The 24,022-nt window shown below is 36.7% G+C and carries 24 protein-coding genes, 3 tRNA genes and 1 pseudogene; 19 read left to right on the forward strand and 9 right to left on the reverse strand.

What is annotated here, in order from left to right; translation table 11 throughout:
- The first annotated feature begins 28 nt into the window (after window positions 1-28).
- The 12 genes and pseudogenes from V5M36_RS05980 to V5M36_RS06035 all read left to right on the forward strand — a co-directional run bounded on the left by V5M36_RS05980 (window position 29) and on the right by V5M36_RS06035 (window position 11,945).
- A complete protein-coding gene (locus tag V5M36_RS05980; RefSeq protein ID WP_338563039.1) occupies window positions 29-484 on the forward strand; it encodes a SixA phosphatase family protein in 456 nt (151 codons plus the stop codon).
- A gap of 43 nt (window positions 485-527) precedes the next feature.
- The gene (gene gspL, locus V5M36_RS05985) at window positions 528-1,670 is read left to right on the forward strand and encodes a type II secretion system protein GspL (RefSeq protein ID WP_338563042.1); all 1,143 of its coding nucleotides are present in this window, start codon (window positions 528-530) and stop codon (window positions 1,668-1,670) included.
- Window positions 1,670-2,149, forward strand: a complete 480-nt coding sequence (gene gspM, locus V5M36_RS05990; RefSeq protein ID WP_338563044.1) for a type II secretion system protein GspM — start codon at window positions 1,670-1,672, stop codon at window positions 2,147-2,149. Before gspL ends, gspM begins: the two co-directional genes overlap by 1 nt.
- 89 nt (window positions 2,150-2,238) lie before the next feature.
- Complete coding sequence (locus V5M36_RS05995; protein ID WP_338564073.1) at window positions 2,239-3,243, forward strand: quinone-dependent dihydroorotate dehydrogenase; 1,005 nt, start codon at window positions 2,239-2,241, stop codon at window positions 3,241-3,243.
- Window positions 3,244-3,248: 5 nt separating this feature from the next.
- Window positions 3,249-3,708 (forward strand): annotated as a pseudogene (locus tag V5M36_RS06000) (CvpA family protein); the annotation flags it as partial.
- A 158-nt stretch (window positions 3,709-3,866) separates the two neighbouring features.
- Window positions 3,867-5,405, forward strand: a complete 1,539-nt coding sequence (gene purF, locus V5M36_RS06005; RefSeq protein ID WP_338563049.1) for an amidophosphoribosyltransferase — start codon at window positions 3,867-3,869, stop codon at window positions 5,403-5,405.
- A gap of 86 nt (window positions 5,406-5,491) precedes the next feature.
- Entirely contained in the window at window positions 5,492-7,381 is a 1,890-nt protein-coding gene (locus V5M36_RS06010) for a M48 family metalloprotease (protein WP_338563051.1), read from the forward strand.
- A gap of 155 nt (window positions 7,382-7,536) precedes the next feature.
- The gene (locus V5M36_RS06015; RefSeq protein WP_338563053.1) at window positions 7,537-8,253 is read left to right on the forward strand and encodes a hypothetical protein; all 717 of its coding nucleotides are present in this window, start codon (window positions 7,537-7,539) and stop codon (window positions 8,251-8,253) included.
- 27 nt (window positions 8,254-8,280) lie between these two features.
- A complete protein-coding gene (locus V5M36_RS06020; protein WP_338563056.1) occupies window positions 8,281-9,255 on the forward strand; it encodes a 2-hydroxyacid dehydrogenase in 975 nt (324 codons plus the stop codon).
- A gap of 378 nt (window positions 9,256-9,633) precedes the next feature.
- Window positions 9,634-11,073: a M48 family metalloprotease gene (locus V5M36_RS06025; protein ID WP_445206311.1), complete on the forward strand. Its 1,440-nt coding sequence runs from the start codon at window positions 9,634-9,636 to the stop codon at window positions 11,071-11,073.
- A 45-nt stretch (window positions 11,074-11,118) separates the two neighbouring features.
- Complete coding sequence (locus tag V5M36_RS06030; protein ID WP_338563061.1) at window positions 11,119-11,493, forward strand: GFA family protein; 375 nt, start codon at window positions 11,119-11,121, stop codon at window positions 11,491-11,493.
- Between the two features lie 110 nt (window positions 11,494-11,603).
- Entirely contained in the window at window positions 11,604-11,945 is a 342-nt protein-coding gene (locus tag V5M36_RS06035; protein WP_338563063.1) for a hypothetical protein, read from the forward strand.
- 164 nt (window positions 11,946-12,109) lie between these two features.
- Here V5M36_RS06035 and V5M36_RS06040 read toward each other — a convergent pair whose 3' ends face one another.
- A complete protein-coding gene (locus V5M36_RS06040) occupies window positions 12,110-12,556 on the reverse strand; it encodes a GatB/YqeY domain-containing protein (RefSeq protein WP_338563065.1) in 447 nt (148 codons plus the stop codon).
- 37 nt (window positions 12,557-12,593) lie between these two features.
- Window positions 12,594-12,809, reverse strand: a complete 216-nt coding sequence (rpsU, locus tag V5M36_RS06045; protein WP_001136722.1) for a 30S ribosomal protein S21 — start codon at window positions 12,807-12,809, stop codon at window positions 12,594-12,596.
- A 144-nt stretch (window positions 12,810-12,953) separates the two neighbouring features.
- Between rpsU and tsaD the strand changes: the two genes are divergently transcribed.
- A complete protein-coding gene (tsaD, locus tag V5M36_RS06050; protein ID WP_338563070.1) occupies window positions 12,954-13,976 on the forward strand; it encodes a tRNA (adenosine(37)-N6)-threonylcarbamoyltransferase complex transferase subunit TsaD in 1,023 nt (340 codons plus the stop codon).
- A gap of 91 nt (window positions 13,977-14,067) precedes the next feature.
- On the opposite strand, the gene V5M36_RS06055 is transcribed toward tsaD, so the two are convergent.
- From V5M36_RS06055 to V5M36_RS06075, 5 genes are all read right to left on the reverse strand, one after another.
- On the reverse strand, window positions 14,068-14,586 hold the full coding sequence (locus V5M36_RS06055; RefSeq protein ID WP_338563072.1) for an Ail/Lom family outer membrane beta-barrel protein: 519 nt from the start codon (window positions 14,584-14,586) through the stop codon (window positions 14,068-14,070).
- A gap of 564 nt (window positions 14,587-15,150) precedes the next feature.
- Window positions 15,151-15,699: a DUF4385 domain-containing protein gene (locus tag V5M36_RS06060; protein WP_338563075.1), complete on the reverse strand. Its 549-nt coding sequence runs from the start codon at window positions 15,697-15,699 to the stop codon at window positions 15,151-15,153.
- A gap of 405 nt (window positions 15,700-16,104) precedes the next feature.
- Complete coding sequence (locus V5M36_RS06065) at window positions 16,105-16,491, reverse strand: hypothetical protein (protein WP_338563077.1); 387 nt, start codon at window positions 16,489-16,491, stop codon at window positions 16,105-16,107.
- A 213-nt stretch (window positions 16,492-16,704) separates the two neighbouring features.
- Window positions 16,705-17,277, reverse strand: coding sequence for a DUF4385 family protein (locus V5M36_RS06070; RefSeq protein WP_338563079.1), 573 nt, complete (start codon window positions 17,275-17,277; stop codon window positions 16,705-16,707).
- A 247-nt stretch (window positions 17,278-17,524) separates the two neighbouring features.
- Window positions 17,525-18,397, reverse strand: coding sequence for an ATP-binding protein (locus V5M36_RS06075; RefSeq protein WP_338563081.1), 873 nt, complete (start codon window positions 18,395-18,397; stop codon window positions 17,525-17,527).
- Between the two features lie 211 nt (window positions 18,398-18,608).
- Between V5M36_RS06075 and V5M36_RS06080 the strand changes: the two genes are divergently transcribed.
- From V5M36_RS06080 to V5M36_RS06100, 5 genes are all read left to right on the forward strand, one after another.
- The gene (locus tag V5M36_RS06080; protein ID WP_338563083.1) at window positions 18,609-20,168 is read left to right on the forward strand and encodes a DUF3336 domain-containing protein; all 1,560 of its coding nucleotides are present in this window, start codon (window positions 18,609-18,611) and stop codon (window positions 20,166-20,168) included.
- Window positions 20,107-20,946: a protein kinase domain-containing protein gene (locus V5M36_RS06085; RefSeq protein WP_338563085.1), complete on the forward strand. Its 840-nt coding sequence runs from the start codon at window positions 20,107-20,109 to the stop codon at window positions 20,944-20,946. The genes V5M36_RS06080 and V5M36_RS06085 overlap by 62 nt, the downstream gene beginning before the upstream one ends.
- A gap of 108 nt (window positions 20,947-21,054) precedes the next feature.
- Window positions 21,055-21,139: transfer RNA gene (locus tag V5M36_RS06090), tRNA-Leu, on the forward strand.
- Between the two features lie 44 nt (window positions 21,140-21,183).
- Window positions 21,184-21,257, forward strand: a tRNA-Trp gene (locus tag V5M36_RS06095).
- Between the two features lie 33 nt (window positions 21,258-21,290).
- Window positions 21,291-21,375 (forward strand) — tRNA-Leu (locus V5M36_RS06100).
- Window positions 21,376-21,736: 361 nt separating this feature from the next.
- On the opposite strand, the gene V5M36_RS06105 is transcribed toward V5M36_RS06100, so the two are convergent.
- Both V5M36_RS06105 and gloB read right to left on the reverse strand, forming a co-directional pair.
- Entirely contained in the window at window positions 21,737-21,940 is a 204-nt protein-coding gene (locus tag V5M36_RS06105) for a hypothetical protein (RefSeq protein ID WP_338563087.1), read from the reverse strand.
- Between the two features lie 466 nt (window positions 21,941-22,406).
- Window positions 22,407-23,138, reverse strand: a complete 732-nt coding sequence (gene gloB, locus V5M36_RS06110; RefSeq protein ID WP_338563090.1) for a hydroxyacylglutathione hydrolase — start codon at window positions 23,136-23,138, stop codon at window positions 22,407-22,409.
- Window positions 23,139-23,466: 328 nt separating this feature from the next.
- On the opposite strand from gloB, the gene V5M36_RS06115 reads away from it, so the two are divergent.
- Window positions 23,467-23,868: a DUF4951 domain-containing protein gene (locus tag V5M36_RS06115; RefSeq protein WP_338563092.1), complete on the forward strand. Its 402-nt coding sequence runs from the start codon at window positions 23,467-23,469 to the stop codon at window positions 23,866-23,868.
- Window positions 23,869-24,022 lie beyond the last annotated feature (154 nt).

A 24,022-nucleotide genomic window follows, 5' to 3' on the forward strand; every position in this document is an offset into this window, starting at 1 on the left:
TGCGATTTTTAGTTTTTAGGGAAAGCAGATGCAATTAACGTTGGTTCGTCATGGTGAAGCTTCACCCGCACTTGATGGTAATGATACTAAACGACCGTTAACACCGCGAGGTCATCAGCAAGCGAAACAAACAGCACTCTATTTGGCGGATAAAGTAAAACCCGATATTTTTGTGGTGAGTACTTTGTTACGCGCACAAGAGACGATTGCATATATTCGAGAGCATTTTCCGACTATCGAAATGTTGGTTTGCGATAAAATAAAACCAGAAGATGATGCTAAACTTGCTGTAGATTGGTTATCACAATTACCCTTTGAAAATATTGTAGTCGTCTGTCATATGAATGTTGTTGCCCATATTGAAGAAATTTTGACTTCAGAATATTTTAATTCTTTTGCGTTGGCTGAAGCACGTATTTATGAGCAAGACGTGATTGCAAATGGTTTATCTACACAAAAACATTCATTTATACCGAATGTATAATAAAACTTTATAACTCAACAATTAACATGGCAGAATAAAATAAATGTTGTATTTATGGATGCCTGAAGCCAATGGGGTTTGGCAATGGTCTCGTGGTGAAAGCTGGATGCAGGCATCAACGCTAGAAGTGTTGATTCAAGAAATTAAGCCTTATCACGGTGAGGAAGCCGTTGTTTTTTTCCCAAGTCGGAATGTGCAAATTATTCAACAAACCTTGACGAAAGCACACTATAAACAGCTGGGTGCAGACGGTTTGAAGTATTTGTTGGAAGAATACGTGATACAGCCAATTGATCAAATGAAAGTGTTATCGCATTTTCAAGCACCCAATCAAGTCACACTTTTGGGTATATCTCATAATAGTGTTTTGACCATGCAGCATGCTTTAACGTTGATTCCTGTAAAAGTGGTAGCGCTGTTACCTGATTTTCTGATCCTGCCAAATCCAAAGCAAAACGAAGTTGTTATTGCAAATATTGAAAATCGACTTTTGGTTCGCCATGCAGAATTTAATGGTGCATCAGTAGATGACTTGGGGCTGTATTTAAATGTATTGCCTAAGGCTGATCATTATAGACACTTTGATCTTAGCTCTGATCAAGTTGAATCATTGGTGAGCGTGGCAGATGTAGCGCAATGTCAGCATTTTAATTATAGTTTTCAGCCACCTGTTCAATCTAAAACACATCCTTTTAACGTGTTGCCCAAAGCTAAATCTCAAAAAAGTTGGATGTCTGGTTACTGGCAAGTATGTGCTTTATTGATCGTTGCTTTATTGGTGGTTCAATTTAGTTATGACTTAATGCGATGGGTAAAATTTAAAAAAGTTGCAGATCAAACAGCGATCGTCGCTGTCGAGCAATATAAAACTTGGTTTGGTGCGAATAGTCGTGTGACTGAGCAAAACTTAAGTAGCATGTTTGAAAGCAATTTACGTATGAGTCAAACTGCAGATCTTCAAGCACTTCAGTTAATCAGCCGTGTAGGTCCCATTCTTTCACAGCACCAAATAGTCGCAAATCGAGTGATTTATGAAGGTGCAGGTTTAAATATGGATTTGTTAGCAAAATCTGCGGAAGCTCTTCAAGCTTTGGTTGCTCAATTAAATAAACAAGGATTTAAAGCTGAGCTGGGGAATGTGAAAACTGAAGGAACAGCGGTGCTTGGTTTGGTGAAAATACAATAATGAAAATCATGGATAAAGCACAAAATCAAATTGACGAATTTGTAGAAAAAATACGTGATTCATTAATGCGTTTGTCGCTACGTGAACGTGTATTGGTGATTGTTGCGAGCATTATTGTCGTGGTTGCCGTTGTAGGCGCAGGCTTGTGGAAAATGAATAATGCGGCTAACTTACAACAGAAACGTCTCATTGAACTTAAAGAAACGCTGAATTGGATGCAAACTAATGTAGTGACCATGAAGCCTGCCTCAGATTTAGGTTTATCTGCCTCTGATAAAGTTCAACGTGTGGCTCAGCAGCAAGGTCTTACTATTGCTTCGCAACAAGTCGATGGTAAAATACAAATTGTTGCTGAACATGAGAATTATGCTGTACTGGCGAATCTACTCACACAAATGACACAAATGGGTTTAAGTATTGAAAAACTTGAGTTAAATAAAGTCGGTACGCAGATTAAATTAACCGCGACTATACTTTAAACGGTGAAAATAAACCTATGACAGGCATGGTCTTTTCAAGCTTCTGTGCCTATAATGTGCCAACTTAAAAAGCAGTAGACTTTTTGAATATGTTATATTCTCTTGCTCGTCCATTCCTTTTCTCCTTGGCGCCAGAGCGTGCTCATGATCTAACATTATCATTACTCAAATCTTCCTATAAATTGAGATTGATGCGTCAAAATATTGAGCCAAAACCTGTAACATGTATGGGCATTCAATTCCCGAATCCAGTGGGTTTGGCTGCTGGTCTAGATAAAAATGGCGCATATATCGATGCCTTGGCCAGTTTAGGTTTTGGTTTTATCGAAATTGGGACGATTACGCCTCGTCCTCAAGCTGGAAACCCGCAACCGAGATTATTCCGCCTACCTAAAGCAAATGCGATTATTAACCGAATGGGTTTTAATAATGACGGTGTAGATAAACTCATCGAGAATGTTAAAGCTTCGCAATATAAAGGTATTCTGGGGATTAATATTGGTAAAAATGCAGATACTGCTGTGGAAGATGCGGTTTCAGACTATTTGATTTGTCTTGAAAAAGTCTATAATTATGCGTCATACATTACCCTAAATATCTCATCACCCAATACCAAAAATTTACGTAGTCTACAAAGTGGTCATGCACTCACTGAATTACTTGAAACAGTCAAAAAACGTCAGTTAGAACTGGCTGAAGAGTTTCAACACTATGTACCTTTGGTTTTAAAAGTTGCTCCAGATTTAACAGAAACAGACATTGATTTTATTGCTTCTCAATTGTTGGAATTCAAAATTGACGGTCTGATTGTGACCAATACGACTTTATCTCGCGAAGGTGTAGAAGAATTACCTTTTGGAGATGAGGCTGGCGGTTTATCTGGCGCGCCAGTATTTGAAAAGAGTACGCAATGCTTGGCTGCATTTTCAAAATTATTGAAAGATCAAATACCATTGATCGGTGTTGGTGGTATTCTACAAGGTGAGCAAGCGGCAACGAAACAACAAGCAGGTGCTCAATTGATTCAGCTTTATAGCGGCTTAATATATACAGGTCCTAAGCTGATTAAAGACTGTGTTGATAGCCTGAATTAATTTCTATGAATACCATTGATATCTTTATATTGATTGTTTTGCTCATTGGAGGGTTCAACGGTTTGCGTCAAGGATTTGTCAAAGCCTTTGCGAACTTGGTCGGCTGGGTTTTTGCGCTCATTGTAGGCGCGAAATATGCCGCATTAGTGGCCCCATCAATGTCGATACTAAGTCAAGATCCAGTGGTTCAAAAAATTGCAGGCTTCGCATTTATTGTTATGTTAATCGTGGTGATGACATGGATTGTAACTGCGTTTTTAAATCGTCTATTGAAAACCTTGAAATTAGGCCCATTAAATCGTTTAGCCGGTGGCGCATTCGGTACATTAAAAGGTTTACTGGTGGTGTTAATCACGATGCAAGGTTTAGGTTCATTTGTTGACAGTTCACCGCACTGGAAACAATCTAAGTTTATTCAAAGCTTATTGCCTTATGCCCCCATGGCCACAGCATTAACCAAAGAGACTGCCAATAAGGCAATGAGTCAATTTAAGTCTGATCCATCTGTTGAATCAAATAAAAGCTTAGAATCAAACAAAGCAAATTCAGTGGATGATGATGACTCTTCAACTCACTCAACGAAAAACCCTTTTTTTTAATCCTAGCTTTTTTGCGAGGTTGCTATGTGTGGAGTAGTTGGTATAGCTGGTAAATCACCTGTTAACCAAATGTTGTTTGATGCATTAACGATGTTACAACATCGTGGGCAAGATGCTGCTGGAATCGTCACGTCCCATGATGGTCGTCTTTTCTTAAGGAAAGACAATGGCATGGTTAGAGATGTATTCCATACACGACATATGCGTGCCTTATTGGGTAACTATGGTATTGGTCATGTGCGTTATCCAACTGCAGGTTCTTCAAGCAGTGCAGAAGCACAACCGTTTTATGTAAACTCTCCCTACGGTATTACTTTGGCGCATAATGGTAACTTAACCAATGCGGCAGAAATTCATGATGATTTATTCAAAACTGACTTACGTCATATGAATACGGATTCAGACTCAGAAGTCTTGCTGAATGTGTTTGCACATGAACTGCAAAAACGCGGCAAATTGAATCCAACTGCAGATGATTTTTTCCACGTGGTTACGCGTGTACATGAGCGTTGTAAAGGCGGTTATGCTGTGGTTGCGATGATTACAGGGCATGGCATCGTTGGTTTTCGTGATCCGAATGGAATACGACCATTAATTCTGGGTTCGCGTGATACTGAACTGGGTACTGAATATATTTTGGCTTCAGAGTCTGTAGCACTAACCGCTTTAGGCTTTAAAGTTGAGCGTGATGTGGTTCCTGGTGAAGCAATCTTTATTGATACTGAAGGGCAACTTTTTAGTCATCAATGCAGTAAAAATCCAGAATACCGTCCATGCATATTTGAATATGTTTATTTTGCACGTCCAGATGCAATCATAGATGGTATTTCAGTTTATAAAGCACGTTTAAAAATGGGTGAAAAACTTGCACATAAAATCTTGTGCGAGTGGGGTGAGTTCCATGATATTGATGTGGTCATTCCAATTCCAGATACTTCAAGAACTTCGGCATTAGAACTTGCAAACACCTTAGGTGTGAAGTTCCGTGAAGGCTTTATGAAGAACCGCTATATTGGCCGTACCTTCATCATGCCAGGTCAACAATTACGTAAAAAATCTGTACGTCAAAAGCTAAACCCAGTTGAACTTGAATTTAAAGGTAAAAATGTACTTTTAGTCGATGACTCGATTGTACGTGGAACGACCTGTAATGAAATCATCCAGATGGCACGTGATGCTGGTGCAAAAAAAGTATTTTTTGCTTCAGCAGCGCCAATGGTGAAATACCCGAATGTCTATGGTATTGATATGCCTGTGAAGGATGAATTGATTGCTTCGAATCGAGATGTAGAAGAGATTCGTGAAATGATCGGCGCAGATCGTTTGATTTTCCAAAATTTGGAAGATTTAAAAGATGCGGTTCGGACCAAAAAAGTACCTGATTTGCGTGAATTTGATTGTTCTGTATTTGATGGAATATATGTTGCAGGCGGTATTGATGCACAGTATCTGGACGACTTAGAGCAAAAACGAAATGATTCTGCAAAAAAAGAGAAAGGCGGTTATATTGATGTCAATGTCGATGCATCGTCTGTAGATTTGACTGGCATTAGAGAAATGTAAATACCAGTAGAATCTATTTAAAAAAGCGGGTATTTCCCGCTTTTTTAATTTATGATTTGAAAACAATGTAATGAGGATGGTTTACATTGAAGGATATGAGTTTTTACTTAATTAAAAATAAGAATATGGTTTGGTCTGCAAGTCTATGTGTGCTTGCGGTCGTTTTGGCAATCGTAATTTTAAATACAATTTTAGGCTTATTGGTCTCTTATATTGATCCTGCAAAATCGATTTGGTGGCACGCGCTTAGTCCATACTTAGTCACCTTACTGCTTTTAATTATTTGGGGGTCAACGCTACATGAGTTTTATGTATTCCGCTTGGGCGGGCATACATTGGCAAAGCAACTCAAAGCAAGACGATTGAGCCCAGTTGATAACACACCAGAAGAATATACAGCACTTAAACTTACTGAAAAATTAGCACACACTTTTGCGATTGAAAAACCGACCTTATATGTATTGCCAGATGAAATTGGCGTAAATGCACTAACAGCAGGTTTTCACCCTAGAAATACAGTCATTATATTAACTTGGGGAGCTTTGCAGAATTTAGATGAACTTGAACTCTATGGACTGTTGGGGCATGAGTTTAACCAAATACTCTCTGGTGAGGCGACTGAAAATACACGATTAAAAATTTTATATAGTGGCTTAATTGCCATGAGTCAGTGGGGCAGTAAGATTGCCAAGCGTGGATTTAAACGCCACGGTGATCAGGTTCGTCACAAGTTGGAAACGAGTTATGTGGCAATCGGTGGAGTGATTTGGCTGATTGGCTGCTTGGGTGTTTTGATTACACGGCTTATTAAATATTTCAGCTTAAGCGGTCGTACTTTATATAATGATCAAAAAACAAAACGACTACTTGCAAACAATGCCAACGTACAAACTTTATTAAGAATTTATGTGCATCATGCAGGATCTCAAATACATAGTGAGTATTCGGAATCTATTTCACACATGTGTTTTGCAAACTCTTTAAGCCCACAAAGTTGGTTGAACATACATCCTAGTGTTCAAGATCGAATTTATGATCTCAATCCGAGTCTGCTCGAAGAATTGCAACTTGAAAATTTACAAAAATTACGCAGCCAGCCTTTATTTAGTTTAATGCGTTCTTTAGAAGAGTCCGTCGCAGAAGAATATAACCCTTGGATGTCTCCACAGCCCTTACCATTATTACGCTTGTCTCCAATAAGTTTTGCAATTAAAGATGCGATCAAGCCGCTCAATTCTGAGGTACGTCAGCAAATGGCGCGTCCTGAATTAATTAAGCGTGCGATGCAAACTTCAACAGGCTCGCGAGAAGTCATGATCGCGATTTTGATGATTCGTCAATATCGAGAATTTATTCCATCTGAGGCTCAGGTGAGCCGTGCCATTGTTGACTCTTTATTAAATATCGATGGACGTGTTCATATCCAGATATTTCATGAAGCTTGTAATAATCTTGGAAATATTCCAGCAACTAGTGCACGACAATTCATCACCAAGTTGGCAAAAATTATTCAAGAAGATGGTGAAATTGGTTTGCTTGATGCGCTTTTGATCGAGAAAGTAAAATCAGAATTAAATTTACTTCCCGCGCACAGACCGACTTCATTAGAAGAGGTAAAACCACAAATTGTAAGATTAATCGATGCACTTCTACACGTTCAGCAACTTAATGGTGCGAATCAACTTGAGGTACGTTATCGTATTTTAGAGCGTGTATTAAGTCATGATGAATTGGAGCTATATGAAGAGATTTCAGATGAGCCGATCGATTTAGGCGAAATCATGAATGATATCGCAGGGCTGTTGTTGCGTGATCGTTTAAGTATTTTAGGAATTGCAGAAATTTGTTTATGGCATGACCGTATAATTACTCAAGATGAACTTGATGTACTTGAACTACTCTACTGGCGTTTAGGCTTTGAGAGCAGTGAAATTGTCGAGCAAATGCATAAGAAAAACAGTGTGATTATTGTTTGATGTATAATATTTTTGGATAGAATTGAATATTATACTGATTACTGTATATGATGGATTTGTCCATTAATCATATGATTGATCTGAAGCTATAAAGCTCAGCAAAGACTAAAAAAAATCGTTAGAATATCCGACCCGATTAATGCTAGACGTATGTAATGAATGTGAATATGGTAGAGCATCAGCGTAGTATTATGGCACTTATGGGCATCGATTTATGGATCCCGAAAAGTGGTGTAGAAACGCGTGTCTACAATAGTACATCATTATATCGTGATCAAGCTGAGCCTGAAATTTCAAGCGATTTGAGCTTTGCATCCTTAGACCTAGAATCTAAGACATTACAAAATTCTGAAGACCTACATTTAAAACATGATCAAAGCCAGATTCAAAATCATGATTTGAGTTTGCGCGTTAAGCCACTTGAAAAAACACAGCATGCGCTTGAAAAGTCTATACAAACACCAATAACAGCTGCGTCTAACCACAGTGAAATAAGTTTAGACGCCAAATCTGCGCTACAAATTGAAGCATTTGAGTTACAGGCTTTAAGTTTCGAGCACTGCGTTATCGTCACGAACGCAACAACGCTGACTCAAGAACAAGCCATGTTATGGCGCAATATTCAATCCGCAGTGAATGGACAGCTCATCGAGCTTAAATGGCCATTTGCCTTGTTGCCTTTGCAAGATGGTCGTGGGGCATCCATATATGTCAAAGGGTTCTTAGACGCGATTTCCAGCGATAAACGCATGATATTTTTGGGCACATTGCCACATATTTTGGAACAATCATCTATTGAATTAGCAAGTCTGCAAGAAATGTTAGAGCAACCTATTTCCAAGCGAAAGTTATGGGAAATGATGCAGAAATAAAATGAGCTTTAATAAAGGGATTATAGAATGAGTCAGAAAGTTGTCGTTTTTAGTCAAATCGATGCAAATATATTAGAGAAATTGAAAGCAAAATATCATGTGGTCTCTATAAATCCTAAATTGGGTGATGTGAATGAGCAAATTCGTCATGAGGTTCAAGATGCAGATGGCATGATCGGATCTGGGCGCTTACTCAATAAAGAGAATTTAAATACAGCAAAGCAACTTAAAATTATTTCAACGGTCAGTGTCGGTTTTGATAATTATGATCTCGCATATCTTAATGAGCAAAAAATTTGGTTAGCCAATACACCACATGTCTTAACAGAAACGACAGCAGATTTAGCCTTTAGTTTAATGATGGCTGCTGGACGCAAAGTGACCAGTTTAGATGCATGGACGAAACAAGGAAATTGGAAGCGAACAGTAGGTTCTGCTCAATTTGGACAGGATGTATTTGGTAAAACTTTAGGCATTATTGGTTTAGGTAATATTGGTGCGGCAATCGCTAGACGTGGATTTCATGGCTTTAATATGAATATTCTTTATCATAATCGTCAAGAAAAAATTGAACTGGCACAGGCTTTTAATGCTGAGTATTGCAGTCTTAAAGATTTACTGTCTCGGTCAGATTATATTGTGGTTGCTGTTAATTTGAATGCTGAATCACAAGCACTCATTGGTGCGGAAGAGTTTGGTTTCATGCAAAAGCATGCCGTTTTTGTCAATATTGCACGCGGATCAGTTGTAGATGAGCAAGCACTTATAGACGCGCTTAAATTTCAGCAAATTTTTGCGGCAGGCTTGGATGTTTACGCAAAAGAACCCTTACAAACATCTGAACTTTTTAATCTGGACAATGTCGTTACTCTACCGCATGTGGGTTCAGCAACTGAAGAAACACGTTTTAAGATGGCAGATTTAGCTTATCAAAATTTAGTGAATGCTTTAGAGGGGAATACGCCAAAATATCTAGTCAATTCTAAGTTTAATTCGTTCTAAACATTCTGGTTTTAAACATACTTCGTTTTAAAGATGCTTAATTTCAAACATGCTTAGTTTTGAACACCCATGATTCAAATTTTCATGGGTTAGATCAATATGATTTTGCTTAATTTAGTCTGTTTAATTTAGCTCGTTTTTCTAAAGAAAAACTATGTTAAAGCTGAATGACTATCATGTGATTTTGAATTCATGCACTTTAAAGTTCATATTGGTTTTGATTCATCATGGATGCGATAGATTCTGAGCTGAGTTTTGCTCAACTCTCGTGAAAATTTCAAAACTTTAAACTATGATAATAATTGATAACACTTCATTGTCAATTGATCTTATTTTCAATGTTATAGTCAGTTTAAGCATATTTTTGAGCCTATACTTTTGAAGAAAATCATCTTAGCCTTGAGCCTGTGTTTAAGTTCTCTATATAGTGCTGCGGATGAGTTTCATGAGATGAATTTAGCTCAGTTCGATATCCCTGATATTGCCAGTGGAGTTGGATTTATCGATCAACAAAATGAAAAAATGATCGGTGAAAAAGTGTATCGGCAGGTTCAAAAACAAATGCCGATCTTGAATAATATTTGGCTTGAAGATCAATTTATGGCGGTCTTTAGTCGTATTTTGAGCCAAACTCAATTGGGGCGACCAATTGGTCTTGTGGTGATTAATGATCCTCAAATTAACGCTTTTGCCGTGCCTGGTGGTTTATTTGCATTAAACTCGGGATTGATTACCTCCTCTAAAAATCTAGACGAAGTTGCTGGTGTGATCGCACATGAGATCGCGCACGTATCTCAACGCCACTATAGTCGATCCAAAGAAGCGTTTAAGGGACAGGGGTTGTTGGCGCTTGCAGGTATTCTTGTTGGTGCCGCGATTGCTTCGCAGGCAGACGGTGATGTGGGCAGTGCACTGATGTTAGGTACTCAAGCTGCGGTTATGGATCGTCAGCTGAGCTATAGTCGTAATCAAGAGCGAGAAGCTGACCGCATCGGTATGCAGTTGATGTATGGTTCTGGTTATAACCCGCAAAGTATGGCTGATTTTTTTGAAACCATGAATCGGGCTACCTCAAGAATCAGTTTTTTACCCGATTTTTGGTTAACCCATCCACTGACGACTCAACGGATGAGTGAGGCGCGATTGAGAGCGAATCAGTTACCTCGGGTACCTTATAGTAATACTCAAAAAGAATTTGATATTATTAAATGGTATACCGCAGTTGTAAGTAATCAGGTTTCTGAAAGTCAGTTAAATACGGTTGCTCGTGGTCAAAATTTTGCTGGAATTTTAGCTTTAAGTGCTTATCATTTGAAACGTGGTGATTATATAGCTGCTCAACAATATCTTGATGCAGCTCAAAAGCTAGATGCAAAGCACACTTTGCTGAGTTTAATTCAAGCCGATATTTATTTGGGGCAAAATAAAGTCGACGATGCTTTAGCCGCTATTTTACCCAAACAACGTGTTGTACCCGAGAATCGTGCATTAAGTTTTAAGCTGGCGGAAATTTATTTGATGAAAAATGATTTTCAAGCATCTGACCGTATTGTGAATAAATTTATTCAAAAAAACACGCGCGATATTACGGCTTGGAATTTACTTGAGCGCGCTGCAAATTTAGATACCTCAAATCCATTACGAACGGTGAATGTACTCCGTTATCGTGCAGAAGCAGAATATTGGAAAGGCACGGAAGAGACCGCAATCAAGTCTTTACTACATGCTCAGCGTTTGGCTAAAGATAATAACGCAATGTCTGCAAAAATTGATTTACGTTTAAAAGTTATGCAAAGTGAGCGTCAACAAAAAATATAAAGTAGTTAATGTCATCTACCCACAGAACGATGGACGGAGCATCATATGCTGAAAGGGCAATGTTTGTGTGGTGCAGTTCAATATGACTATCATGGTGAAATTGAACAGAGCATTTTGTGTTTTTGCAAAGACTGTAAAATGGCGCAGGGCACTATAATGGCTTGGAATGCTGTCATTCAAACGGATTTATTTGAGCTGATTACAGGTCAGCAACTCTTAAAAGAATATTTTCATACGCCAAATAAAGCTCGTGTTTTTTGTTCACAATGTGCAAGCCCATTATATTCCTATCGCTTAGATCTTCCCGGCGTCAAGCGTCTAAGATTAGGGAGCGTCACTGAAGGTTGTGTGCCAAGGCCTGTTGAGTTTTTTTATGAGGTTGATCAACCTGATTTCATTGAAGTTATAAGCCCTAAATAAGCGTAGGTTTTACACGATTTACTCAGTGTATTGAATGTAATTGAGCTTATAATACGTTGTATATATAGATCAAATCTTCTTAAAATATGATGAAAAAAATAGCTTTGGTAATGTCATTAACATTGATTGGACTTCAAACGTTTGCGCAAGATATTCCTGATCAATACGTACGCGAACTCAATACGATTTCTAAGAAATATAGTGAGGATATGCATAGGTTTTTAAAATCACTACCGTTCAATACCACGCAATTTAATCCGCAGCAAACTCAACAATATTGTGGAATTGTGAGAAATTATATCAAGGATTTTTTCTTTTTGACGGATAACAACCGTAACTTATTGCCGTTGTCATATGCACGAATGACCAGACAAGATGTGATTGAGAATGTTCGAAAGTCGAAAGAAATGAAGATTCTCAGTAAATACAACATTCAATGTGATTTAAGCTAGAGATGAATTTTAGAAATAGAAATTAAATTTTTAGAATAAATCGATTTTATTTATAAATTAAACAATAGATATTGGCTATTTAATCTTATTTTAAAACAAAATTATAAAACAAAAACTAAATAGACCAAATCAAACAATTTTTTGAATTTAATAGAATCGGGGAATTAAGCAAGTCTTGCTTTAATTTTAGATGAAACCTGTGCAGGATCGGCACGTCCGGCTATGATCGGACGTAGAGAATTCATCACCTTACCCATATCTTTAATGCTAGTAGCTTGTTGAGCAAGAATAGTTTGCTCAATCATGGAATCAAGTTCTTCCTCAGTCATAGCGGCTGGTAGAAATTGAGAAATAATCTCAAATTCGGCTTGTTCCTTACTAGCTAAGTCTTGTCGATTAGCACCTTGAAAGGCTTTAATCGATTCTTTACGTTGTTTGATTTGCTTTTCAATGACCGCAAGAACTCGACTTTCATCAAGCTCTATACGCTCATCAATTTCAATTTGTTTAATTGCTGCTTGGAGACCACGTAGAACCGTTACTGTTGCCATATCTTTGGCACGCATCGATATTTTTAATGCATCAGTAATTTGGTCTTTTAAAGTCGTCATCTATATTTCCAAGCAGTCAGTTAGTCACAAATTAATTTTAGTAAAGGCGAGTAGTACGTACAGATTCACGCGCCAATTTCTTTTGGTAGCGTTTAACTGCAGCAGCTTTCTTGCGCTTACGTTCTTGAGTTGGTTTTTCGTAGAATTCGCGTTTACGAACATCTGCTAAAACACCAGCTTTTTCGCATGAACGTTTGAAGCGACGGATAGCTACGTCTACTGGTTCGCCTTCTTTCAATTTAACTTGTGGCATGAAGAATCCTCTAGTTTATGGATAAGACTTAACGCACTATTGCGCTAAGTCACAAGTGAAGGACAGTATTTTACTCATTTACATCTCATACCACAAGTCTATAATAGCTTTAGCAATATTTTGAAATGGGTTAAAGGCAATTTAATGATCGTTTTAGGCTTAGAAACGTCGTGTGATGAAACGGGTCTCGCAATCTATGACAGTGAAGTCGGCTTAAGAGGACAGGTGTTATATAGTCAAATTAAATTGCATGCAGAGTATGGTGGGATTGTACCAGAACTGGCATCACGTGATCACGTGCGTAAATTAATTCCTTTAATCAATCAGTTGCTTGATCAATGTCAGATAAAGAAATCTGACATTGATGCGATAGCGTATACCCGTGGACCAGGTTTAATGGGTGCGCTTATGACAGGCGCTCTGTTTGGTCGTACTTTAGCCTTCGCTTTGAATAAGCCTGCAATTGGTGTACATCATATGGAAGGCCATATGCTCGCACCATTACTTTCAGATACTCCACCGGAATTTCCGTTTGTCGCATTGTTGGTTTCAGGTGGTCATACCCAGCTCATGGCCGCATATGGGATCGGTCAATACGAGATTTTAGGTGAATCGATTGATGATGCAGCGGGCGAAGCATTTGATAAAGTAGCGAAAATGATGGGTTTACCATATCCAGGTGGCCCAAATATTTCAAAACTCGCTTTACAGGGAAATGATAAGGCTTTTGACTTTCCAAGACCAATGTTGCATCAAGGTTTGGATTTTTCGTTTAGTGGTTTAAAAACTTCTGTGTCAAATCAACTCAAAAAGGTTGCAGGTCAGGGACGTGAAGCAGATATCGCGGCATCTTTCCAAGAAGCGTTAGTGGATACTTTAGTGAAAAAATCAGTTAAAGCGTTAAAGCAAACTGGTTTAAAACGCTTAGTGATTGCAGGTGGCGTAAGTGCGAACACTCGTTTACGTGAACGTTTAGAAGCAGATTTGGCTAAAATTAAAGCTTCAGTTTATTACGCTGAGCCTGCACTCTGTACAGATAATGGTGCGATGATTGCATTTGCGGGTTATCAACGCTTAAAAGCAGGTCAACAGGATGGATTGGCAGTCACCACGACACCACGCTGGCCGATGACAGAGTTAAGTAATCCTGAAGAAAGTTTGACTTAATAAAATAAAATTTAGGAGATGAAATAGCAAATAAGAGATTTAAATCTCTTATTTGCTTCGTTTTTAAATACAAAAATATCTATTCTCGTGTTTAGAAGCTATAACCTACGCCGATATTGAATCCATTAAATTTAGCTGAATCAATGGTCGTACCTTCATAACCTACATTTACTGAGAGTGTAGGGGTTGGATTAACAATTACCCCAGCTCCATAAGCGAAAGCGGTTTTTTTGGCACTATAATTATCGTATTCATTGCTACTGAGAAACTGATCTTTAATCTTCGCTTGTGCAAATCCGCCCAAAGCATAAACACTGAAAAATTCATTCAAACGATACGCTGGACCAGCTAAAACCGAAATATATTTTACCTCAAGTTCGCCATTGCCATATTCATCACCCCATTTTTCATCGCCAGATTGGTATGAAGCTGATGCTAGTATGCTGAATGGTTCATTTAATGCATAGCGATAAGTTACATTAAAGCCTTTAAGATCAATAGCATCTTCGACTTTGGTTTGTGCATATCCTAAAGATACAGTATTTTTTTCAGCAAATGTATTTGTCGCAAAAATAGCTAAAATTGCCATTACAGATAATTTTAATTTCATAGTTTTCTCTAAATTTTTTAAATACTAAAAGTTTGTTTTATTTAACAAATTAAAATCACAATGTGATTTGAGTCAAACTTTAACAGAAATTAACATAAAATAAATATTAATTTTAATAAAAAACAAAATTTTATTTATATTTTAAAGTGCACTATTTTACAGCGATTTAGATCTTTAGAGCATGATCGAAGTGAAATTTATCTTTTCCGATTTTTTCATCAGTCTTTATTCACATAACAGACGCATGATTAATATTCTCGCATCCTAATTTTCTTCCAAAGAGACAAGGAACTTTTATAAATCATTTTGTTGCCACTTATTGATTCATTTTTTGATTTATGAAAGAGGTTTATTGTTTGGTTAATTTAAGAATTTATGAATCAAAAATAATTGTTTTACAATCATCTGTCGTTGATTTTATGTCGCTAAGGTTGACTGAGTCCTCTCTATAAAACAAAAAATTATGGAAAAAAGATTGATTGAATGGCGTAGAGTTTTTTTATCTTTAAGAAGCAAAATTAATCTTAATAAAATAAAAAAGTATATATTGATGAAATTTAAGCTTTATTTTTGTTGAATCATGAGGTTGAATTTCTCTTTTAATTCAATATATTTTGAATTTGTTTTTGCTTCATCCCATTTTTTCTTAAATATAAGAGCTGCTGCAGCTTTGATTGGATCTTCTTGAGTTCTGGGTAATTCTTCACGGCCATGTGCACCACTTAAACCTTTTTTGTCATCTGGAACAGCACCCTTATATTTCTTTCCACCTTTGTGATTGGCATATCGACGTGCGCGGGTATATCCCATTTGTAAAAACTTTCGTGCCATATCGGCACCAACGAAATCTTCATTTTTTAAATAAATTAAAAAAAGTTCAAATATTTTCTCAGAGCTTTCTGTCGCCTTAGCTTCATCAGCAAATTTCCAATAAGGCAATATTTCCGATTTATAAGGTTCAACCAATAATACGCCTTGTTCACCACGGCCCACGCGATAAAGCTCGGGACGCGCTCTAAAATCTATTTTTTTAAAATCTAGTGAATAGTCAAAACTGGTTGAATAGACTCTTGATGCACGTTTAGGAATATCTTTTTTTTCTGTATTTACCATCTTTGCAATTCTTAGACTTTTAAGGATTATACAATTTGAATCAAAGTAATGAGTTTGTTGTCTTGTAAGTAATTAGAAAGACAATAGTTAGATTTTTTGCTGATGAAAATATTGAAATAAACTATTAAATTTAAAATTCAGTGGTTCTTTCTAAAGAGGGGTGAGGAGAATGCCTATTCTTAAGTGTTTCATTTGGTTTCTATGAAATGAAGAGCCCGCATATAAAGATTAAGCGATTAAAAATCAAGCAAATAAATATAAAAATAAAGTACAAATAGTTGAAGTGAAAATAAAACGATTGAGTGCATTTATGAGTTTGATATTCATCATTATGCTGATCAAGCTTGAGCAAAGACAAGATCATTCATTGAACCATGATGTTAAATAAACGATAGAAACCCTAGATCAATGATTAACTGTTGGTTTGATTTTTTGAGTGTTTACTATTTTCATCGAGATAAAATAAAGCAAACTACCTGAAATTAAGCTGAGCAAACTGAATAATATGAACTGATTAAAAGCTTTAGGTATAAAGCCGCTGATTTGAATAAATACACCCATGATCGCAACTAAAATTAAGTTTAACAAGAGTGCATTGATCGCTTTTTTATCAGGTGATTTACGTGCGTTTAAAAAGCCAACTGCAGCTAAACCGAAAAAGAATAATGGCGTGATCACACTATTCAATTGATCTTTGCTTAAGATAAAGTTTCCACAGAATGTGAGAATAAATATACAGAACATCATTGCCAAAAGAATAGCAACGCCATAAGCCATATAGAGAAAATTCATCTTATTTATCCATTCGCCAAATAAAGTGCCACACCATACTGAAAAACAGCTTAAATGTGTAGTCAAATCGTCTTAAGAACGTGTCTCATAAAAAAATCCATGCATAAACTAGGCTAAGCATGGATTTAAAGAGAAAGTTTTACGATTAAATATTAATCGTTTGGGTCAAACGTTAACATGGGGGGATAATTGATTCTATGATTTAAAAAAAAATTAAGCGTTAGCATCTTTCTCAATCATTAAATTAAATTTTTCTTTTAATTCAAGATATTTAGGATGAGATCGAGCTTCATTCTTTCTGTCTTTAAAGAGTTGTGCTATTGCTGCTCTTTCAAGATCAGCACTACTGACTGGCTGTTTTTCAGTTGAAGCGGGATCAACTTTTTCAACTTTAATTTTAGGAGTAGCACCTTTAATTTTACGGCCAGTCTTGTGCGTTCCTTTCTTGTGGTGAGCATAACGACGAGCACGGGTATAACCCATAAGTAAAAATTTTCTCGCCATATCTGCGCCGACAAAATCATTTTTCTCTAAATACTCTAAAAATAATGCAAAAATTTTGTCACAACTTTCAGTTGCAGCTTCCATACTGTCAATTTGCCAGAGTGGTGAAATTTCTGAAGTATAGGGTTGAACCACGAGCACGCCTTCTTCAGCTTGACCTACACGATACAGTTCTGGACGTTTTCTAAAATTAATCTTTTCAAAATCAAGAGAATGATCAAAGCTTCTTGAAAACTCTTTGTATAATTTGTTCAAAATAATCGTTTGTTCATTATCGGTCATGGGAGATTCCTTAAAATGATGAGGTTCTCTGAATAATGAACAATATTCAAGATCAAAGAAGTTTTGTTGATTTTGAAGCATTTTGCTTGACTTAGATATGCACAAATCAAAATTAGTTGGATGACCGTTGTTTATATCGTCCAGTTTGAATTAGAAGAATGCTCTAACTCAAGCAAATGCAGGATTTGATTTTCGCAGACTTAAAGCGTTCACTATTCAGCATCAGTCTGCTTATTCATCTTGATGATTAACGTTGCAGTAGCTGCTGCGAGCCAATCCAATGCTTAGAAAATTGGTAAGCTGCGCGTCCTGAACGCTGTCCTCGTGCTTGGCACCATCGTAAAGATTCTGAACGGACAAAATCTGTAAAGCTGATGTTTTCCTTAGCCAAATAATGTTCCACAATCTCTAAATATAAATTTTGATCCATTGGATAAAATGAAAGCCATAAACCAAATCGATCAGAGAGCGAAATCTTTTCTTCAATTGCTTCTTGAGGGTGTAGTTCCGTGTATTGTGGGACATCAACGCGCTTCACTGGTGTATTTTCATGCATAAACTCAGGCAGTAAATGGCGTCGATTACTGGTCGCATAAATAATAAAATTATTTGATCCAGACTGAAGTGAGCCATCCAAAACGCTTTTTAAACTTCGATAATTTTCATCTTCTGCGTTAAATGCCAAGTCATCACAATAAACAATGAATTTTTCAGGACGGTTTTGAATCAGTTTTTGTATTTCAGGTAAATCTGCAAGATCATCACGTTCAATTTCAATTAAACGTAATCCTTGATCGACGTATTTGGAGAGGAGTGAGCGAACAATTGATGATTTTCCAGTTCCGCGGGAGCCAGTTAATAAAACATCATTGGCAGGAAAACCTTGCAAAAATTGTTCAGTATTTTGCAGGAGCTTTTCTTTTTGACGTTCAATGCCTTTAAGATCTTCAAGATCGATGATTTTAGGTTCGTGAAGTGCTTTAAGTTGTTTATTTTGCCATTTAAAAGCAGGTGCTGAAAAATCTATGTCTTGCTTAGCCTCAGGTAAAATCTGCTGAAGCTGATCCAATACAGTATTCAAGCGTTGAATCAGTTGATCTGGAAGTTCCACAATTGCCATAATGAGAATACGATTTATCTTGTTTAAAAGTATATTAATCTAGAATCAAAAAAATACCTATTCGCAAAAACTTTATTTTACTAATTGTAATGGAATTAAAAATTTAGCCAATCAAAATAAAAAAATGATGATTGATTATTTTTCTAATTATGCGCATAGTTTGTACAACAAATATAAATGTTCGCAATGTGAACACTCAGGGAAAAGTGAAATGATTTTAGCCAAACCATATGATCTGAACCCACATCAGGCATATCGCATAAAAAAAATGAATCGCGATTTAGATCGAGCAGACAGTTATGACGAGTGGAAATCTATTGCGTTAAAGCTTGATGAAGAAACAGGCGCTCAAGAGTGGAAATACGATAACAGCTCTCCCTATTTTGATGCTGAGATCATTTCTCATCGTTTAAATATGTTGAGACGATATAAGCAAAGCCATCGAGTGGTTGACCTTATATATATTCTGCGCGAAGGTTTAAGTCATGACGTTGCCAATATTGGGCATCCGATGTTGTTTAACCAAACTTATGTTGGCACTAAAAAAATTATTGAAGATTATATTGAAGAAGTTAGTCTAAGCTTGGTGTATATCGCTTCTAGCCAATGCGATGCATTAACAGTTCAAGAAAAATTAGATTTTTTTCAGAATTGTAAATTGGCTTATGGACAACCTGCCATGATGTTTTCCGGTGGCGCATCCCTCGGGCTATTTCATACAGGTGTGTGTAAAGCACTTAAAGAACAAGATTTAATGCCAAATGTGCTTTCAGGCTCTAGTGCAGGCGCATTGATGACGGCAATGTTAGGCGTCTCATCGCCAGATGAAATTACTGAATTACTAAAAGGTGAGCAGTTTTATAGCGAAGCTTTTCATTTTAGAAAGTTTAAAGAATTAATTCGAGGTGATGGTGGGCTCGCAGATGTTCGATATTTAAAGAAATTTTTGATCGAAAATTTAGGTGATCTAACTTTTGAAGAGGCTTATGCGAAGTCTGGCATAGATATTAATATCAGTATTGCACCGTATGATGTTGCTCAAGAAGATGCTCGTATTATGAATAAATATACAGCACCAGATCTTTTGGTTTGGAGTGCTGTCTTGGCATCGTGTGCTGTTCCCATTTTATTTCCACCTGTTCGCCTCACCAGTAAGCGTTATGATGGTGTTCATACCCCTTATTTAGCGAGCATTCGTTGGGTTGATGGAAGCGTCAGAAGTGATTTTCCGCAAGAGAAAATGTCTCGACTTTATAATATTAACTATACTATCGCGAGCCAAGTAAATCCGCATATTGTTCCATTTATGCAAAATGATGCTGAACGATTCAGAACTGATCTACTGAGCTGGCCAGAGCGTATCGTACGTAAACATGGTAAAACGATTGCAATGGATGTGATGAACTTTACTCGTGATCGGATGGGTAGAGTGCCGAGTATTCGACGTATACTCGATCACGGATATGGCATTGTTGATCAGCGTTATTATGGCGATGTCAATATAATTGGTCACTGTAGCCTGCGCCACTACCAATATATGCTGCAAAACCCACGACCGCATTTGTTTAAAATATTGCAAAGAGAGGGGGAGCGTGCGACATGGTCAAAAATTTCAAGCATTGAGGCTCATGCGCGAATAGGCAAGACCATTGAACATTGCATAGAATTATTGATCGCGAGATTAAACCCGAGTCTACCTTTTGAAATTAATGCTAAAACCGATACAACTCATACCCAGTCAAATACTGCCACAGCTCAAACAGAGTTGTAATCCAATACGTAGCCAGAATTTTGGTCGTCATATTTTTCAGGTAGAAATGGATGATCAGCGTTACTGGTTAAAGGTACAAAAGAAAGGCTATAGCGATGAGCATGAACAATCCTTTCAGAATGAAATTTTGAATTATCAAATCATTTTTAAACAACAGCCTGAAGTTTTAGCACCCTTTAACATTGTACATGCACAGTTGAATTGTGGTTTGGATTCAAGCTATTTGGAGCAGGGCTTATTTTTAGCTGAGAGCGAATCGCTCTTTTCTATAGATCCGTATGCGATAGATATTGCAGAGGTAAAAAAAAGATTGCTTGAGAGTTTGAGTGTTTTAGAAAAGTTACACGGGATTGGGTTGATCCATGGAGATTTAAAAGGTGAACATTTTAGAGTCTTTGAAAATCGGTGTGTATTGATTGATTTTGAGCAATGCCATCAACCTGCTCAAGCTAACGGTATAAAAAATACAGCAACCCCTCGTTACATGGCACCTGAGTTATTCCATGCGCATGCAAAATCTTATGCATCTGATGTTTATGCGCTCGGCATCATTTGGTTGCAGTGGTTATCTCAAAATACATTACAAGCAACTCAAAATTCATTACAGGCAAAAAGTTACTATGATTGGGCAATATTGCATTGTCAAAACTTAAAAGTTGAATTACCCGCAGCCTTTATTCGATTTAAAGCAGTATTGGAAAGCATGCTTGCGAAAGAAAAGAGTCAACGTTGTATAAATTTTTATCATTTAAAACAGTTATTAAGTGAAAATGTGTAAAGTAAAAGCGATATAAGTGCGAATTGTTTCATATTTAGTCAAACGAGTGTTTTTTTAATAAAAAGGTCTTGTCAGGTTGGGATGATCTCTATAATATACACAGCCATTGGGGACGTGGCGAAATTGGTAGACGCACTGGATTTAGGTTCCAGCGCCGCAAGGTGTGAGAGTTCGAGTCTCTCCGTCCCCACCAAGTAATTTCATTTGAGCAGTGTTTAGCTTAGAATGAAACTAAATAGAGGATTGGTGTAATGGTAGCATGACGGTCTCCAAAACCGTTCGTCAAGGTTCGAGTCCTTGATCCTCTGCCAAGTTTTCTAGAACTCTAATATAGAGCTTTCTGAGGGGACGTGGCGAAATTGGTAGACGCACTGGATTTAGGTTCCAGCGCCGCAAGGTGTGAGAGTTCGAGTCTCTCCGTCCCCACCATTATTAAAGCAAGGTTAATGACCTTGCTTTTTTATTGCCTGTGATTTGTGCTTTACATGAATTAGAATTTCAATATTGCAATGCTTGTTCAAGCATAGTGAAATTGATTTGAAGGTAATAGAAGTGAAGCTGGTAGAAATTTGGTGAAGCGGGTAGAGATTTGGTGAAGTTGGTTAAAATCTGGTAAAGATAAAATTCTAGTAAAAATAAAAGTAGAAAAAGCAGAAAAAAGTGTATTTAAAAGAATAAAAAAAGCCCAAATCCTTGGGCATAATATATTTAATTATAAATTTGCAGATTTTATTTTAGGACTTCAAGATTCTGTTCAACAAGCAGATCGTCTTTAAAAAGATTCAAGTCATTAAGCTTTTAAGTGATCTTCAAACTCTTCACCCAGTTGAATCGCTAAATTATTACCCGCTAGATCACAAGTGACTAAACCATATTCTTTCTTAAAGCTAAAAGTAAAACCACGATTATCCGTTAAGTTTTTAACTGAATATCCTAATTTTTCTAACCAGATACGAAATGCAATGAGATTTTTGGCTTTAACAACTTTTTTCACGAGACAACTCCTTTTAGTGATTATTATAAGATAGGGATCAATGCTTAAGTTTTAAAGGGTAATTCTGCAATCAAATCAAAATTTAGCGTTAATTGAATATTAAATCTTCTAAATTATTTAAGATATGAGATTTAAAAGTTATCAATAAAATTTTTAGTGCTAATAACTCATTGAAATTTACGTGAATTATATTTTAATAAAAATGGAAATTTGAATACCTTGAGATGGATTAATTTTAGATGATTTGAGTAACAGAATGATGCTGTAAGTAAAAATGCTAAGTTAATTGTCATAAGACGATGATTATTTAAACAAAAGCTAAGTGTTTGTAAGAGGCTACTTATAGCCTCTCAATATTTTGGATTGTTGAATAGGCTAAGTCTAAATTTAAAGTGTTGAAACATTGCTTACTCAAAATTAAAAATATTTAAAAATAAGATTGTCCAAAATTTAAAGGATGATTAATTTAGAAATTGTCCTTCATCTCCCGTATTTTCTTAAATTCTGCAGCACTATCTACTCTTAAAAATGGATTGGTTTCTAATTCTAGTTCAATGGTTGAAGGTAGGGTGATTTGCTGATCTTGTCTTAATTTTTCAACCCGTTCAGCACGAATTTGTATCTTTTTATTTTCTGGTTCAATGTGTAGAGCAAACTTGGCGTTAGAGAGCGTATATTCATGCGTACAATACACTTGTGTTCGTGGGGGCAGGGCAGCCAGTCTGTTGAGGGATTGGTACATCTGCTCAGCTGTACCTTCAAATAGACGTCCACAACCCATCGCAAAAAGCGTATCACCACAAAATAAGGTATCTATTTCATCAATAAAATAGACGATATGACCAAGTGTGTGACCTGGCACTGAAATGATATCGACTTTAAGGTCATTAAAATTAAACTGTTCTGCCTCTTGTAAAGGATGACTAATGAATGGAATTTTTGAAATTTCTTCACGTGGACCATAAACAGGAATATTTTTATTGGCGATGAGTTCTGGCACGCCGCCGATATGATCTTTATGCCAATGTGTCAGCCATATTTGATGGATGTTGAGTTGGTTCTGATGACAATAATCATGAACGATTTTTCCTTCAGTAGGATCGACAACAATGACCTCTTGAGTTCGAGTATCTTCTAAAAGCCAAATGTAGTTTTGAAGTTGATTTTGAACATCAATAACATGAATTTTAAAATGCATTTTGCTTCAATCCTTTCCTTTTATGGCAGTGTATAAATTTTAAAATCATTTGGCTAGGTTTTGTGTGTGATATGCAGCTTAGAATGAAAATTTAACACCAATCACAGATGACAATTTGTTTATAAGAATAGTTTATAAAAAATGATCAAATCAGCTTCATTAAAGTAAAAGTGAAATCAACAGTCGTCCAAACAGCAGTATAGTAAGCGATGTGTAGGGTTTGATGTCATGCAATGAATTTGAGGTAAAGCAATTAAAATGAATTAATCGCTTGGATCTTAAGATGTGATTCATTTTAAAAATTTGTATAAATAATGAAGGTAAAACGATGTATAAGATTTTAGCTGTGACGTGTTTGATGATGTTAGGTCTAAGTGGTTGTGCAGTTAAGCAGATACCTAAGACTGCGGACTATGCGCGTGATCCGGATTGTAAAGTGAATGAAGCAATTCAAAGAAAGCCGATACCGAAAACACCTCATAATATGAGTCTTCCAAATTTCGGTCAGGATGTTATTGGTTGGGCGACAGGACCTGAAGGTGCTGAGGCGCGTTTGAATAATGTGCAAGAGGAAGACCTGAAGGATATAAAAGAGAAGGGCACAACGCTACAAATGGTTAAAGACTGGCAAGCCTTTTATGAAAATGAAACGATTCGTAATCCGTGTAATCCAACTGCACCTTTACGTGCACGTTTAATGGAAAAAATTGCAGCGCTCTGGGTTGATTAAGACTTAACTGCGCAGAATCAGGCTGTATTCAAGTCATTTTATTCTTCAAGCAAACCATTAAATTTGAAAATGACTTGGAATAAAAAAACTCCCAAGCTATTGGCTTGGGAGTTTTTTTGAATATCTTAATGAGATAAATCGAATTTAATATCAT

The sequence above is a fragment of the Acinetobacter sp. KS-LM10 genome (assembly GCF_036896575.1).
Taxonomy (GTDB): Bacteria; Pseudomonadota; Gammaproteobacteria; order Pseudomonadales; family Moraxellaceae; genus Acinetobacter; species Acinetobacter avistercoris.

What these genes read in the sequence shown, in the direction of transcription:
- V5M36_RS05980 (WP_338563039.1), top strand. Translation starts at nt 29, where the DNA reads ATGCAATTAACGTTGGTTCGTCATGGTGAAGCTTCACCCGCACTTGAT.
- gspL (WP_338563042.1), top strand. Translation starts at nt 528, where the DNA reads ATGTTGTATTTATGGATGCCTGAAGCCAATGGGGTTTGGCAATGGTCT.
- gspM (WP_338563044.1), top strand. Translation starts at nt 1,670, where the DNA reads ATGAAAATCATGGATAAAGCACAAAATCAAATTGACGAATTTGTAGAA.
- V5M36_RS05995 (WP_338564073.1), top strand. Translation starts at nt 2,239, where the DNA reads ATGTTATATTCTCTTGCTCGTCCATTCCTTTTCTCCTTGGCGCCAGAG.
- purF (WP_338563049.1), top strand. Translation starts at nt 3,867, where the DNA reads ATGTGTGGAGTAGTTGGTATAGCTGGTAAATCACCTGTTAACCAAATG.
- V5M36_RS06015 (WP_338563053.1), top strand. Translation starts at nt 7,537, where the DNA reads ATGAATGTGAATATGGTAGAGCATCAGCGTAGTATTATGGCACTTATG.
- V5M36_RS06020 (WP_338563056.1), top strand. Translation starts at nt 8,281, where the DNA reads ATGAGTCAGAAAGTTGTCGTTTTTAGTCAAATCGATGCAAATATATTA.
- V5M36_RS06030 (WP_338563061.1), top strand. Translation starts at nt 11,119, where the DNA reads ATGCTGAAAGGGCAATGTTTGTGTGGTGCAGTTCAATATGACTATCAT.
- V5M36_RS06035 (WP_338563063.1), top strand. Translation starts at nt 11,604, where the DNA reads ATGTCATTAACATTGATTGGACTTCAAACGTTTGCGCAAGATATTCCT.
- V5M36_RS06040 (WP_338563065.1), bottom strand. Translation starts at nt 12,556, where the DNA reads ATGACGACTTTAAAAGACCAAATTACTGATGCATTAAAAATATCGATG.
- rpsU (WP_001136722.1), bottom strand. Translation starts at nt 12,809, where the DNA reads ATGCCACAAGTTAAATTGAAAGAAGGCGAACCAGTAGACGTAGCTATC.
- tsaD (WP_338563070.1), top strand. Translation starts at nt 12,954, where the DNA reads ATGATCGTTTTAGGCTTAGAAACGTCGTGTGATGAAACGGGTCTCGCA.
- V5M36_RS06055 (WP_338563072.1), bottom strand. Translation starts at nt 14,586, where the DNA reads ATGAAATTAAAATTATCTGTAATGGCAATTTTAGCTATTTTTGCGACA.
- V5M36_RS06060 (WP_338563075.1), bottom strand. Translation starts at nt 15,699, where the DNA reads ATGGTAAATACAGAAAAAAAAGATATTCCTAAACGTGCATCAAGAGTC.
- V5M36_RS06065 (WP_338563077.1), bottom strand. Translation starts at nt 16,491, where the DNA reads ATGAATTTTCTCTATATGGCTTATGGCGTTGCTATTCTTTTGGCAATG.
- V5M36_RS06070 (WP_338563079.1), bottom strand. Translation starts at nt 17,277, where the DNA reads ATGACCGATAATGAACAAACGATTATTTTGAACAAATTATACAAAGAG.
- V5M36_RS06075 (WP_338563081.1), bottom strand. Translation starts at nt 18,397, where the DNA reads ATGGCAATTGTGGAACTTCCAGATCAACTGATTCAACGCTTGAATACT.
- V5M36_RS06080 (WP_338563083.1), top strand. Translation starts at nt 18,609, where the DNA reads ATGATTTTAGCCAAACCATATGATCTGAACCCACATCAGGCATATCGC.
- V5M36_RS06085 (WP_338563085.1), top strand. Translation starts at nt 20,107, where the DNA reads ATGCTAAAACCGATACAACTCATACCCAGTCAAATACTGCCACAGCTC.
- gloB (WP_338563090.1), bottom strand. Translation starts at nt 23,138, where the DNA reads ATGCATTTTAAAATTCATGTTATTGATGTTCAAAATCAACTTCAAAAC.
- V5M36_RS06115 (WP_338563092.1), top strand. Translation starts at nt 23,467, where the DNA reads ATGTATAAGATTTTAGCTGTGACGTGTTTGATGATGTTAGGTCTAAGT.